The following is a 14,777-nucleotide window of genomic DNA, read 5'->3' on the forward strand; positions in this document are numbered from 1 at the left end:
TCCCTAAACCTATCTTTGATTTACTCGAACCTTGAAATGAGGGATTAGCACCATGATAAAACGCTTTCAATAAAACTCTATCTGATATTCCCATTCCTTGCAATGATACATTTTTTAAAAATTTATCTTTTTTTGATTAAATGACTTTCCGATTTAGTGAACGATACTCACTCGGAGTCACACCTTCACTTTTTTTAAAAAGACGGTTAAAATAACTGTGGCGATAACCAATATTTTGGGCTATCTCATTAATTTTTAAATCTGTTTCAATCAGCATTTCCTTCGCTTTGTTCAAGCGAATATTAGTCAAATAATCAATAAAATTCCAGCCCGTGATGTCTTTAAATACTTTACTTAAAATAGATGGATTTAATTTCACTTGTTCCGCACACTCATCTAACGAGATATCGCTCATATAATGTTCTTCCAACAGTTCCATAACCCTTTCCACTATTATTTGCAGCCTTTGATTTTTCTTCTGTGACAACTCATCAATCATCGGGTCAATCACTTTCACTTCAAACCATCGATTGATTTCTTCCATATCTTTGATAGCATTCAATTGCTGATACAAATTAGCACCTTTATAGACAAAATCATTCATCAACCCGGATTGCATTGCTACCTGCAGAACACTGCCTAATAATTGAAAGGCATTCTGTTTAAAAAGTGCTTCGTTAGTGTAATTAGATGTAATAGATTGAAAAAACACCTTCAATAAACGACTCGTCTCTTCTTTATCCCTCAATCTAATAGCTTGTGACATTTGCTTTTCGATATCAAGAGGGTATTCAAGTGTTGCGCTTTTCTTTGTGAGATAATCAATATGATCAATTTCAATGATTTGATTATTTTCATGGACATTCCGAAAGCTTAGGGCATTTTTTGTTTCTTCAAAATGATGATGGATCAATTTAATACTGTCAATTCTTCTACTGATACCAATAGATACGTCCAGCTTGTATAATTGATTGATATATTTTATAATATCTTCGCTTATCTCTACTAGCTCATTTTTTAAATCAGTATATGACATGTTATCGTCATAAGTAATAAATACACCTAGAGACAGGTCATGAAAATTAATGACATTTGCCTGAATATTAGCATCTTGCATCAATTCTTCAGTAATATTACACGCTACAAATGTAATCAGCCCTTCATCTTCTCCGAACTTATCTTTAATTTTGGAAAAGCCAAATAGTTGAATATACATTAAGATATAACGGTGGTTTTTAACTGTCCAGCCAAAATGCTCCATTCTCTCAATCAAGATATGTTCAGGATATGAGTAAAAAAAACCTTGTATTAACTGTAATAAGAAGCCTTGCCGCAAATAAGGAAGCTGGCTTTTTATCCTTTTCTCCAGTTGTGCACTTTCAGTTGATAAATTCTCCCATGCTTCTTCAATAATTTCAAACTCACTAATAGTTTTTCGATCTCGATTTCGATTCATTTTCTCCAAAAGCTTTTTAACAGGTGCATACAGTTTATTCGAAACAAAAATAGTTAAAATAATAGCAATTGCCAGCATACTAAAACTGATAATGAGAAATAACTTGGAAATAAATACAACCGGTTCAGTAATCGTCGATAAAGGTGCCACAGAAATGTATTTCCAATCTTCCTGTAACCGTGCAATAGTATCATATGTGACGGTATACCGAAGCCCATCCCATTCTAAAACAAAGGGCTCTTTCAGGAAGGTATGTTGTTCTATTTCTGTTAATACTTCGTTTTCTAAGTCAGTTAATTTACTGCGACCATCTTCAGTAAAAATCCAATCTGTTTCATTTCTCTGAATAAAAACCGAACCTTCTTTATAAGGTGAATTGATTAATTCAAGTAAAGCATCTTTATTCAGAAAAACAATGATCGATGCCGAACCAGGAGAATCAAATGTGGTGATTTTATGTACTAATTTTATCGGTGCATACCTATTCGCATAACCTGATTCAATGGGAGCTAAATCCGATGTCCAATATAAATTTCGATCATAGTCATGTAATAAACGTTGATAATTTTCTTTTTGTTCATCGGTTGTTAAATGAAAATAGCCATTTTTCGAAAAGACTAACGGTTTTGGTTCATTAATAAATAACTCTACTCTGCCAATTAAAGGATTAGAACCTTCCATAATTAATAACGTATTATAAATGCGATGTACACTTTCATATTCGGTTACAACATCAATACTGTTATAAGTATTCATGAAATTTGAATCTGATGCCCAATGTCCGAGTAACAACTCAATATTCGTTAAATGTTCATCAATTGTTTCAATCGTTTTATTCAAATAATTCTCATGAACCTCATGTAGCTCGTTTTCCATTTGTGTTTTGCTTACGATGAAAAGAACAAACGTAAAGATAATACCTGGAAGACTTGTAACTAATAAAAAACCAATTAAATTTTTCCGATAATTTTTATTTAAGAGCAGATTAGCGATATAAGTCCGATAGTTTCGAAATTTTTGCTTCAATAATTTTTTCCTCCCTCCAAATAATAGCGCTTTCATTATTTTAGCATATATCCTTGGATTAAAAAATCTCCCTACTAGTGTATTAGCAGAGAGATTTTTTTACTCTTATTTTTTATCGTGCCTGATAAGCCTCATTCATTTCCTCAGTCATTGCTTGCATATCAGGATCTTGCTTAAGCTCTTCGACAAGACTATCCCAAGCTTCAATTGATTCCGATCCAAGTATAATTTTTGTTTTCAAGTCTTGTAAGTTTTTCTCTAACTCAGGTAAATACGTTTGGGCAGTTTCCGAATACAACCCTAAACTTACATCTGGAACACTAGTTTTTTCTCGGGCATCTTGAATTTCTTTGTATAACTTTTTAGCCTCTTCTGGGAACGTTGGTTTTACAGTACTTGCATAAGGATCAGATACATATACGATTTGATTAAAGTCACCGATGGCATCTTCTTGTGCTTTTTCTGTGTTTATCACTACTTCTCCGTCTTCTACTGTGTGATGAACACCTTCAATACCATGTCGATGTAGTTGGAATACATCCTCTTCCATCCAGTCATTAATCATTTGCAAGATACTTTTCATTTTTTCTTCCGGTACACTTTTAGGAATAACATTGACACTAGCAAAACCAGGTCCTGCTGGATTATATCCATTCACTTTTTCCAGTGGATAAAGGCTAGTAAACTCAAAATCAGGGTTGATACTTTTTAATGTGTCATATACTTGCTGGAAAGCACCTGCTTTTTCACTTAGTATTCCTGCTTCCCCGCTTTTAAACATTTCTTGTGTCTGACTGTTCTGAAGGGACGCAAAATCTTCTGGAATTAATCCGTCTTGATATGCATTACTTAAAAACTCAATTGCATCACGGGTTTCGGGTAATAAGGATGTGTGGATCAGCTCTCCATCTACATCTTTCCATTGACCGGTAGCACCTGTAAAGATACCTTCAAAAACTCCCATATTACCCATATCAGTTGGATTTACATAGCCTGCATAACCTATTGTATCGTCTTGACCATCTTGATCAGGATCATCATGAGTAAACGCTCTCATTACTTCATATAACTCATCCGATGTTTCTGGAATTTCCATTCCCAAATTATCTAACCAATCTTTTCTGAGAGAGAAGAATGTATCTCCTTCAGACGGTCTTGGGCGTGGGATCCCATAATTTGCTCCGTCCATACTCGTCAATTTCCAGGCAATATCAGCTATACCTTCTTTTATATTTGGGTAATCATCAATATATGGAGACACATCCCAAAAAGCACCTTGTTGTGCAGCTTGACGAAATACCGGACTAAATGGATCTGGCACTAGCATAAGATCGGGCAAATCACCTGAAGCTAACATTACATTAAATTTTTCTTCATAGTTATTTGCTGAAACCCATTCAATACTTAAGTCTGTATTGGTTCCTTCTTCGATTCTCTGTTCAACTTCCCCATCTTGTTCAGGTGGCGTTGGACTAAAGAAGTGACTCATAATCCTTACTTTGGTAGGATCAGAATTATTGGCAGCTTCTTCTCCACCATTCTCTTCAGTACCAGTATCTTCATTACTATCATCATTATTATTGCTACTTTCTTCATTATTACCACTACAAGCTACTAAAATAGATAAGAACAATATTGCTAACATAAGCAAACCTTTTTTCAACATATTAACCCTCCTATTTTTGAACTTTTCTTGTATTCATACCGATGCCTTTTTATTCTTTAATCGATCCAATCATCACCCCTTTAGCAAAGTGTTTTTGTAGAAATGGATATATCATAAGGATCGGTATAATCGCAATAACAACCGCAGCCATCTTAAGCGTTTCACTTGGTGGTGGCTGCAGAAGTGGATCCACATCGCCTAAACTACTGCTGGATGCATCTATTAACATGTTTTGCAGCAATACTTGAATCGGCCACTTACTTGATTCATTTAAATATAACAAGGCATTAAAATATTGATTCCAATATTGCACGGCAAAAAATAACCCAAATGCTGCAATTGATGGTAGAGATAATGGCAAAATAATTTTAATCCATGCTGTTAAATCATTACATCCGTCAATGGTAGCAGCTTCCACTAACGTATCGGGAATACTGTCATAAAATCCCTTCATTAAAATGACAAACCATCCATTGGATAATGAGACTAAAATGACAGACCATAAGCTATTAATTAAGCCTAACTCTTTAACAAGCAAATAGTTAGGGATTATCCCGGGGTTAAATAAAATCGTAAACAAAACTAATAATAAAATAAATCGTCTACCTTTAAATTTCTTCCTTGATAGAGCATAAGCAAATGATGAAGTAATCACTAAACTGCATGTTGTACCTACAACAGTTAAAAAGGTACTCACCCCTAATGATTGCACAAATGCTCCGGATGAGAGCAAATACTCATAGGAAGCTAGTGACCAGTTTTCTGGGAAGATAACCATACTCTTTTGTATATACTCAATCGGATCTGTAAAGGAAACTACGACTACATAATAAATTGGAAAGATTGTCACAATCGCTGTAATTGCTAGAAAAATTAAGTTAGAAACATCAAATACTTTATCTCCTAAACTCTTTTTAATCATTTTCCTTACACTCCTTTCCTAATAAATTCCTTCTTCACCAAACCTTTTAGACATCTTATTGGCAATCACTACTAAAATCAATCCGACAAATGACTTAAACAGCCCTACAGCCGTACTGTAACTAAATTGGCCTTGCTGGATCCCGACACGATAAACATAAGTATCAAATACTTCTGCGACCTCGGAAACTGCTCCATTATACATTAGGAAAACTTGCTCAAATCCTACTTCCATAACATCTCCCAATCGCAGGATAAGTAAAATAATAATAACATTTCTAATCGCAGGTAATGTCACATGCCAAATTTGGCGAAATCTATTTGCACCATCAATTCTCGCAGCTTCATAAAGTTCGGTATTTACTCCAGCAATGGCTGCCAGAAAGATAATCGTACCCCAACCAGCTTCCTTCCAAATGGATTGTCCTGTAAGTAAAAACCAGAAAATATCCGAATTAGTGAGAAAATCAAATTTTTCAAATCCAAAAAGCACAATGAGCTGATTGATGATCCCTTCAGATTTAGACAATAGCATAAAGGTTAAGCTAGCAATAATAACCCATGATAAAAAGTGTGGTAAATACACAATCGACTGTACTGTCCGTTTATAAAACTGGTTTCTTACCTCATTTAATAATAGTGAAAGAACGATCGGTAAAGGGAAAAAGAAAAGCAAATTCAAAAAACTAATCGCCAGTGTATTTCTTAATAACATAAAAAAATCTTGGTTTGTAAATAATCTTTGAAAGTGCTGCCACCCTACCCAGGGACTTTCCGCAAACCCTAAAAAAGGAGAAAAATCTTTAAACGCAATAGTAATCCCCCACATCGGGACATATTTAAATAGGAGAAAATAAATTAAACCCGGTAACGCTAGGAGGTAAAGGTATTTATCCCTTGATAGCTGTAACAAAAATTTCTTTAATTTACTTTTAGGTTTGGATTTATTCATTAATTCCTGTTGATTTAATTCTTTTGCCCTTTCCATTTTTTTAATCCCTCCTTAAAATTCTCAGTTATGCATGCGCTTACAAATATCCTTTTCATATGTAGAATCTGTGAAAAAAGATGTGTTTTAAATGTAAACAGTGGAAACCTTTCCTGCAATAATACTCTTTTTATTTTTTAAAAAATGGGGTTAACACTTTTTTTATAACTTTGTCTTTTTTTAATAAAGCCTTTTATATCAAGGTCATTATCACAAAAAAATAATGCCTCTCCTCAATTGGAAAGACATGTTAATCTACAATTTTTAACCTAGATGTGAACCGGTGGAAACCTAGGAAAGAAACAAATGCAATAGTAGAACCGATAAAAAATGGGATCAGGAAAGAGAAATACGTACTACTCAGATAAATCAGTAAGCCACTAACCACCAGAATTTCAATTGTCAGAATAGGATTAATGATTGTAAATGACAATGCATTTTTTAAAACGATAATTGTCTTCGAATGAAAATGGACCGTGATAGAAAAAAAGTGAATAGTGAAGACAAATAATATAGCAAGCAAAAGATAAAATAAATATGTAAATATCTCTAGAGAATTAAATTTTAGGATATAAAAATAAAATAGCATCGAGCTCCAGACTAATGTAATAAATATGCCACCTTTTAGGCTGTTCAAATAATTTTGCTTATAATAATTCCAAAAATCTTTTACTAGTTTTATGTCTTTTCCTAAAACCCATTTTCGCACTACAGCGAATAAAGCAGTTGTAGCTGGAAAAGTAACCAGTGGAATTAATATTACGATTAACGTTAAAGAAACGATTAACTCTCCTATATAATTTGCTAAAAGTATATTAAATAAAAATATTGCTACAGGTAAATTAAAGAGAAACCACAGAAGATTTACACTTGCAACGCGAGTTAACCAAATCGATATTTTATAAAAAACTCCCCAAATTCCCCGTAATTCCATATGTGACACCTACTTTGCACATTAGTATGTATTATTAAAAGATAAACTGTAAGTAAAGTACTTGGGATATTCCATTTTCCTACCATAGGAAAGTTACGTAAAAAACAATAATTGAAAGCGATATCATAATGAGTAAACATTAGCACATTCAAGGTAAAAAGGAAAGTCGATTTAAGTAATGATTTTTTTCACCTCCTCGTTTGTTTTAAACTAAGGCGGACTTTGTGCACGAATTTATTTCACTCATACCAGGCCTTTGTAGGTCTATCTTCAGGAAACCCAACTTTTTCACGATAAGCTTTTCTTTCTTCAGTAAAATCAAACCACTGTTTATTACTTGTTCGGTTATTTGCATAGTTAACTACACAACGAATTTGATCTTCAACACAAGAATCAACCCAAACACCTAGGGTTTGTTCTAATTTATCAAAAAGTTCAGCTGCATTCTTTTCCTTGATTTCTGATAACGAAAAAATATTTAATTGATAAACCAGGTTTTTTGCTAGTTTATCTCCAACGGAAGGAACAGTTTGAAAATCAGCTAACCCCTTAAGATGATTAGCTTTATCAACTGAAATATCTAGTATCTGGGCTATCTGGTCTTTATTAAAAGTATGTAGTTCTCCCATTTTCACTTTGGCTCTTCTAAGTTTTACTTTTTCAGCGTCTGTTAAGGGTAATTTAGTATAGGAACTCACTAGTAAACCTTCTTTGCCCGGTCGTTGTTAGTACATTAAATCTATTTTAACATGATTTTACATATATCAGAGTAAAAGAAAAAACCACACCACCTCAAAAATATGAGTAGTATGGTTTATTTCACAGGACCTTTCCCTATTCCTTATCAATCATTTTCTAATTGGATATTAGTAAAAGTCGCTGTAGTGTAATGGATTAATTGATTAGGGTTTTGCGAGCCATCAACTGCAAATCCGATATAAATTTTGTCGGACATGTCGATTTGTTTCTGACCGACTTCTACCCAGCTTTCTCCGTCTTCAGATGCATATCCTGTAATTTGATTGCCTTCTCGTTCAATTTTTAACCAATACGGGATATCCGTATTTAATAAAGACGGAACTCCATTCTCTTCCGGTCTATCATGTTCGCCCGGTGCGATAATGTCTGCTCCTTTCTCCTCTCTCGATGAAAAATGTATCGCATATAATGTATCCTGACGGTCAGCTTTAACGACAGAAGTACTAATCATCGCTGTTTTGGCATCAGGTGCTAGCTGGTCTCTTATCATTAATCCAGATATCGCATTGTTATTTAATTTGGTTATATCTGAAACTTTTGCAGTTAAAGAGCCATCACCGTTCAATGTTTGATAAGCAAATTGGAATTCATCTTCATCTCCCATAATACGGCCTGTACCTTTTACTGTTAAGGCATTATCCGCAAGGGATGCATTACCTTTTACTGCAACTCCTCCGATGTCTTTCGATTTCCAGTCACCGGATTGATTTTTCGTATTTACGTAAATCGGTGCTGAAGTTGTCTGAGTGGCATTACCACCTTCATCAATTGCTTTCGCTGAGACATACCATGTTCCTTCTGGTGCATCCTCCCAAGTGAAGGAGAAAGAGCGTCCTGAACCTTCGCCAATTTTTTCATCATTTTGATAGTATTCCACTTTGTCAATATCTTCTTTGTTTGCCACATTCACATTAAATGTAATATCCTTCCCCGTCTCATGTACACTGTGTACAACTGGAGATGCTAACTCCACCTCAGGATTTGCTGGCTCATGCTCCATATCCACTAATGAATTCAGATAAAGCTCCAAATTGGAATATCCTGAATCCGAGATCTCTTTGCCATCCTCTGCATTTTCAGGATCGAGTCCATTTTCCATTTCCCATCTATCCGGCATTCCATCATGATCGGAATCTTGTGGTGCCTTCTCTGATTTCATTTCTGGGAAGCCGCCTACCTCCCATTCATTATTAATGATACGACCTGTACCATTCTTGACATCGTTAACAATACGAGCATCTACTGGGTCACGCTTCGGTAAGGTTGCACCTGCCCTTTTTAACACGAGATCATATGCTTCTTCAGCTGGCTTAATATTTAACTCATTCTGATAGGCGACAGGATAAGGTTGATCACCAAACGTTACATCCTGTTTAATGTCTTCTACACCCAAATAATTATCAGCCGTTACCTCTTCATTATTATGCATCACATTACCAGCAATATAAAACCAGCCTGGTTCGCCATCACGGCCAGGACTAATAATTCGCTGGCTGACATTGCTATATGTTGCAGGTCCGGGCTTATAATAGTTATTAATTATGTTATTGCGCTGATTTTCCCCGCCATACATCGAGTTGAATCCCCAGTTATAAATGACGTTATTCACTAGTTCATCATTGGCTACCGGATGAATGGTATTGCCACCATTTCCTAGCGCAGGCGCACGACTAATATGGGTTGCGATTAGATTATTGCTGAACGTCGCATTATGTCCACCCCAGATCCCGCCATAGCCATGTCTTCCTTTGGAGTGTCCAGAGATTAATAGACTTTCACTGATTATACTCCACTGTACAGTAGTATTCTCATTTCGATACATAGAAAAAGTCTCATCGATCCCCCAACTTGTTGAAACATGGTCGATGATCGCATCCTTTATATCTCGTCCACCAAATGCATCAAACTCTGTGTGAATATTGTCACTACCAGGACGAAATCTCATGTATCTAATAATAAGATTTTCTGAATCACTTATATCAGTACCATATCCAGCTACAGTGATCCCATCACCTGGAGCAGTCTGGCCTGCAATCGTAAGGTTTTTCCTGTTAATTCTTAGAGGCTGTTCCAAATCAATGGTACCTGACACACGAAATACAATTGTGCGGTTATCCTCACTTACCGCATCTCGTAATGATCCTTCAATCGGTTCCTCATCTTCGCCATAGTCTTCTGTTGTTGTTACTTCATACACATCATAACCTCTTCCACCTGATGTATATTTTCCTCCACCTTCCGCTCCGGGGAAAGCAAGTACTTTCTCGTCCTCTGCTTCTTCCGCGTTTACAACATCCACTTCCATCAAAGGTACAAGTAAAATCGCGATAACACCAATCAACCACATTTGCCGCATCTTTTTCAACTTTTTCATTCGACTATTCACCTCCATCATTTATTAGTTTTATTTTACCAATCGCTAGATTACATTTTTTTACGCTTTATTAGTGAAACGCTTACATTTATTTGTCTCTACTTCCCTAAAATTGTTTGGTGACATGCCGGTGAATTTCTTAAAGATTCTCCAAAAATGGACATGATTCATATAACCAACCTTCTTGGTAATTTGGTTGATCTTCATATCTGTTTCTATCAGTAACCTTTTTGCTTCTGTAATACGTACAGCGTTCAAGTATTCTGTGAAGCTACATCCAATAGTTTGCTTGAATAATTTACTTATCGATTGCTCATGGAGAAAAAACGTATCAGCAAGGATCGACAATGTGATATCTTGATGGAAACGTTCATTTATATACGTAATCATACCATCTATTAATTCATGTTGATTACAAGCAGCCTTTGATTGTTCCATCATCGACGTCTGAGTACGTATTAGCCGTTCACATTCGAGTAAAAATTGTGACAGGAGTAATTGTAGGTAACGATCACTTCCAGGAGTATCTAGATAATATTCTTCTAACATTTTTTCTAAAATGCTTCGAAATGTGGTTGGGTTCTTAACTGAGAGCATCAGAGGGCCTCTTTTAAATAAAGTAGAAAGCAGGAATTGATCATCTTCCAAGAGGAAACAATCTCGGAAATTTAGGACGATTCGCTGATATTTATGATCATTGACGATCGTTTTATGTAGGATATTTTTATCAATCAGCATGATAGTATCTTTTGTAGCGATGAATTTCTCATCATCAATCAAGAAAACTTTCTCTCCTTCAAGCAAATAAAAAATCTCATAATCCTGATGAAGATGATAGTGCTGCATATCGCGACTATTCTCATAACCACGGGAATAATCGATATAAAAAGACCTGTTTCGTAAAGATACATTTACCTTCTCTGCCAAAACTACCCCTCCTTTAATTTTCCAGAAAGTAATTTTAGCATACCGAATTCCCTATCATATGGAAAGTGCAATAATACCTATGTCTTGGGTATCATGCGGATTTAAAAAGATAAGAAAAACCTCTCCGCCTTACGCATAAGAAGTTCTATGCAAGTAGGAAATTCTTATGGACAGAATAATGAACATTTCACTATTTTTGTCTATAAGCTTCCTTCTTACGGACAAAAAAGAGCGATTTAAACAAATTTGTCCATAAGATTAGCTCTTACGGACAATAATATGTCAAATAATGATAATCTGTCCGCAAGATTAGTTCTTATAGACAAAGTTTGTACTGAAAACGAAATTTTGTCCATTAGATTTTGCATAGCAACTAATGTTAAGGTTGGCAACATGGGGATTCTATATTTTCTCACAAAAAAATATCCCGCTAGTAGCGGGATATTAAACTCATACCATTACTCATTATATTCCTTTATCACGTCATTTCCACCGGCCTCTTTCCATTTTTCTATGGCTTTGTCAAACCCTGCTTCATCGATTTCCCCCAAGATATATTGGTATGTCGCATCTTCGATAATTTGATCTAATGAAGCAGCATTTTGATTATATGTTTCAGAGTCCAGCCCTATCGTTGGGTCATTGACCACATAGTTATCATTATCTTTATATAACTCATTTGCTTTAGCGGCAGGCTCATAGTCGAAATAAGGTTCATATCTACCATTTGTAAGTGGTTCACCAATCTCAAATGGCGTATACGGTTTAATCTCGATATCAAATTTGTTCTGGTCAATTACTTTCGCCCGACCGTCAACTACTTCATAATGTACTCCTTCCTTTCCCCAAATGAGTAAATTAGCACCTTCTTCTGACATTAAATAATCAAAAAATTGAAGTACATTTTTCAATTCTGCCTCTGATTTGATAGCGGATTTCGGAAACAGGATAAGACTGCCATATCCGGGTATAGCACGGACGCCAAATTCCCCGTCTGGTCCTTCGATATAATTGTGTACATCAAATTCCACATCTGGATTGATGCCTTTTGCATCCTGATAAATGCCATGCACATCTTGCATAGATCCGATATAAGCGCCTGCTGTTCCATTTTTCATCATGTCCTGTTGATCTGTCTTACTCGTTACTGGTGCGTCCTTGTTCATATATCCGTTACTATGCAAATCTCTAAAGAAGTCCAAGGTCTCTTTATATTCTGGAAACATAAATTCAGGTAACAACTGACCGTCTCGTTCGCCCCATCTATTTGGTCCACCCATCCAGCTGGAAACTGTAACAAATGTTCCTAAGTTTCCTCTATCCGTAAGACCTATTGTATCATCTTCTCCATTGCCATCCGGGTCGTCTTCTGTAAAAGCACGTAACATTTCATAAAATTCATCGGTAGTAGTCGGCGTATCAATTCCTAAGTTGTCCGCCCAATCCTTTCTATAGATTAGTCCTGAACGTGACAACGGACGTCCCATATACAAAGAGTATAATTTCCCATCCACTTTGGAATTTTCCAATGTACTTTCACGGAGTTTACTTAGATTTTCAAACTTCTCTAAGTAAGGACCAATCTCCCAAAATTGTTCATCTCGTATCGCATCTTTAAATTGTGTGAATTGAGCTGTTTTGACTAGAACGGCATGAGGTAATGAATTGGTGGAAAAAGCTGTGTTAACTCGTTCTTCATAGTTACCGTCTGGAATCCACTGAATCTCAAGTGCTGTATTCGTTTTTTCTTCCAATAACTTTTCTAATTTATCTTGAGGTACCTCTGGTGTGTGGAGATTTAACATAACAGACAGTTCAAATAGCTCCTCAGAATCACTAGAATTAGTTTCTCCCTCCGATTCATTTGACCCATCACCATCATTTTGCTCTTGGTTTGAAGTACTGTCATCACTACACGCCATTATAAATAAAAAGGTGAAAGATACCAGCAATAGCTTGATTAACTTTCTCATATTCCACTATCCTTTCTTAATTTGAATTAAACGTACCTTGTTATTCAACCGACTTCTCCTCCTTTCCTAATCTTACTAATTAAGAGGTTACATAATTTTATATATTCGCAGTATTTTACTTACATTTTTTCATCTTTTAAAATAGCATAAATAAAACATATTGACATATCCATTAACATACAATAGTATATCAACATATCATTTTAGGTTAAGGAAGTGATCTTTTTATTAAATTCACCAGTTGTTTGTAAGCGTTTCCTGAGGTTGTTTGCGTCTTTTATTCAAATTTCATAAAAAGGGGAGTTTTGAAATGAAAATGAACAAAATGATGTTTTTTGTATTATGTATGTCATTTTTAATGTTTATCACCGCTTGCTCTGAAAGCGAGTCTAACCAAGATACCTCTCCTCCAGATGAAACAGAAAACCAAACTGATAGTGAAAATGAAGAGTCCACTAACAACAATGATAATGCAAACACGAACGAAATTAGCATTACTTTCCGCTCTGGCGGTGGAACGAATCAAGGTTTAGTAAATTGGCTAAATGACAATGTCATTCCAAAGTTCAATGAAGAATACCCAGATGTGAATGTAAACCTAGCCCCGCTGGAAGTTAATGAGGGGGATTACTTCGCAAAAGTTGCCCTATTACTTCAATCCGAAGATACAGCTCCAGACATCGTTACAGAGGATACTTTTATGGTGAATTCGGATGCAAGTGCAGGATATCTTGAACCACTTGATGATCGCGTTAATTCATGGGATGGCTGGGACAACATTACGGAATCTGTAAAAAATGGAGTCAAAGCAGAAGACGGTAGTATTTATGGAGTTCCATACAACACAGATACTAGAGGGCTTTGGTATAACAAGGATTTATTAGCTGAAGCTGGTATAACTGTACCTTGGGAGCCTAAATCCTGGGAAGACATATTAAGTGCAGCTACTGCTGTCAAAGAAAATTTAGGTGAAGATGTCACACCTATTTGGATGAATTCAGGTAAAGCTACAGGTGAAGCGACTTCTATGCAAACATTCGAAATGCTATTATACGGAACGAAAGATCCACTGTATGACTTTGATGAAGAAAAATGGATCGTGAAGAGCGACGGCTTGTTAGATTCATTCACTTTTATTGATACGATTTATGAACAAGGTTTAGGGCCAGAATTATCACAAGTGTTAAATGGTCAAGGTAGTACAATTGCCTACCAACAATTAATGCCAGAAGGTAAGCTTGCCATCGGGCTAGACGGCATGTGGCAAACAGGTAATTGGCACGAAGAAGGGTCAGCTCCTTGGCCAGAATTCGATGAGAAACTCGGATTTGCTGCCATGCCAACACAAAATGGCCAGGAACCTGGCACCACATCCATGTCTGGTGGATGGGCGTTATCCATTCCAGCAAAATCTGATAATAAAGATATGGCTTGGGAATTTATCAAAATGGCTTCAACTCCAGAAATGAATCTTGAATTGCAGTTAAATGATCGAAATATCACTCCGTTTAAAGATGTTTCGGAAGAGCCTGAATATCAGGAAATGGAGTTCTTTGATGAAGCTACTTCTTTCCTAGAAAACACAAACTTCCGACCAGCCGTTGACAAGTATCCAAACGTCTCCACCGTCATTCAAACACTAGTAGAACAAGTCGTCACAGACGCGATATCACCAGAAGAAGCAGTAGAACAATACCAAACACAAGTAACAGATATTGTAGGTGAAGATAAGGTAATGGAAAAATAAGAAAAA

Annotated in this window: 10 protein-coding genes; 1 reads left to right on the forward strand and 9 read right to left on the reverse strand. The window is 35.8% G+C overall.

Translation table 11 applies throughout. The annotated features are described in order from the left end of the window. Positions 1–136 precede the first annotated feature (136 nt). The 9 genes from ACTWP4_RS01650 to ACTWP4_RS01690 form a co-directional block, all read right to left on the reverse strand. Positions 137–2,482 (reverse strand): helix-turn-helix transcriptional regulator, encoded by a 2,346-nt coding sequence (locus ACTWP4_RS01650; RefSeq protein ID WP_443127015.1) that lies wholly within the window; start codon positions 2,480–2,482, stop codon positions 137–139. 112 nt (positions 2,483–2,594) lie between these two features. Continuing rightward, positions 2,595–4,148: an extracellular solute-binding protein gene (locus tag ACTWP4_RS01655; RefSeq protein ID WP_443127016.1), complete on the reverse strand. Its 1,554-nt coding sequence runs from the start codon at positions 4,146–4,148 to the stop codon at positions 2,595–2,597. Between the two features lie 49 nt (positions 4,149–4,197). Further along, positions 4,198–5,070 carry a carbohydrate ABC transporter permease gene (locus ACTWP4_RS01660; protein ID WP_443127017.1) on the reverse strand — a complete coding sequence of 291 codons (873 nt, stop codon included), beginning with the start codon at positions 5,068–5,070 and terminating at the stop codon, positions 4,198–4,200. A gap of 18 nt (positions 5,071–5,088) precedes the next feature. Continuing rightward, positions 5,089–6,057 carry an ABC transporter permease gene (locus tag ACTWP4_RS01665; RefSeq protein WP_443127018.1) on the reverse strand — a complete coding sequence of 323 codons (969 nt, stop codon included), beginning with the start codon at positions 6,055–6,057 and terminating at the stop codon, positions 5,089–5,091. Between the two features lie 250 nt (positions 6,058–6,307). Then, a complete protein-coding gene (locus ACTWP4_RS01670) occupies positions 6,308–6,991 on the reverse strand; it encodes a YesL family protein (RefSeq protein ID WP_443127019.1) in 684 nt (227 codons plus the stop codon). A 239-nt stretch (positions 6,992–7,230) separates the two neighbouring features. Beyond that, entirely contained in the window at positions 7,231–7,689 is a 459-nt protein-coding gene (locus ACTWP4_RS01675; RefSeq protein WP_443127020.1) for a helix-hairpin-helix domain-containing protein, read from the reverse strand. 146 nt (positions 7,690–7,835) lie between these two features. Next, positions 7,836–10,124 (reverse strand): Ig-like domain-containing protein, encoded by a 2,289-nt coding sequence (locus ACTWP4_RS01680; RefSeq protein WP_443127021.1) that lies wholly within the window; start codon positions 10,122–10,124, stop codon positions 7,836–7,838. A 60-nt stretch (positions 10,125–10,184) separates the two neighbouring features. Continuing rightward, positions 10,185–11,051 (reverse strand): helix-turn-helix domain-containing protein, encoded by an 867-nt coding sequence (locus tag ACTWP4_RS01685; protein ID WP_443127022.1) that lies wholly within the window; start codon positions 11,049–11,051, stop codon positions 10,185–10,187. A gap of 458 nt (positions 11,052–11,509) precedes the next feature. Beyond that, positions 11,510–13,024 (reverse strand): extracellular solute-binding protein, encoded by a 1,515-nt coding sequence (locus ACTWP4_RS01690; RefSeq protein ID WP_443127023.1) that lies wholly within the window; start codon positions 13,022–13,024, stop codon positions 11,510–11,512. Positions 13,025–13,334: 310 nt separating this feature from the next. Here ACTWP4_RS01690 and ACTWP4_RS01695 point away from each other — a divergent pair, with 310 nt between their 5' ends. After that, on the forward strand, positions 13,335–14,771 hold the full coding sequence (locus ACTWP4_RS01695) for an extracellular solute-binding protein (protein ID WP_443127024.1): 1,437 nt from the start codon (positions 13,335–13,337) through the stop codon (positions 14,769–14,771). The last annotated feature ends 6 nt before the right edge of the window (positions 14,772–14,777 follow it).

The sequence above is a fragment of the Gracilibacillus sp. D59 genome (assembly GCF_052246695.1).
GTDB lineage: Bacteria > Bacillota > Bacilli > Bacillales > Amphibacillaceae > Gracilibacillus.

Coding starts and splice junctions, on each gene's coding strand:
- ACTWP4_RS01655 (WP_443127016.1), bottom strand. CDS start 4,148: ATGTTGAAAAAAGGTTTGCTTATGTTAGCAATATTGTTCTTATCTATT.
- ACTWP4_RS01695 (WP_443127024.1), top strand. CDS start 13,335: ATGAAAATGAACAAAATGATGTTTTTTGTATTATGTATGTCATTTTTA.
- ACTWP4_RS01690 (WP_443127023.1), bottom strand. CDS start 13,024: ATGAGAAAGTTAATCAAGCTATTGCTGGTATCTTTCACCTTTTTATTT.
- ACTWP4_RS01665 (WP_443127018.1), bottom strand. CDS start 6,057: ATGGAAAGGGCAAAAGAATTAAATCAACAGGAATTAATGAATAAATCC.
- ACTWP4_RS01680 (WP_443127021.1), bottom strand. CDS start 10,124: ATGAAAAAGTTGAAAAAGATGCGGCAAATGTGGTTGATTGGTGTTATC.
- ACTWP4_RS01660 (WP_443127017.1), bottom strand. CDS start 5,070: ATGATTAAAAAGAGTTTAGGAGATAAAGTATTTGATGTTTCTAACTTA.
- ACTWP4_RS01670 (WP_443127019.1), bottom strand. CDS start 6,991: ATGGAATTACGGGGAATTTGGGGAGTTTTTTATAAAATATCGATTTGG.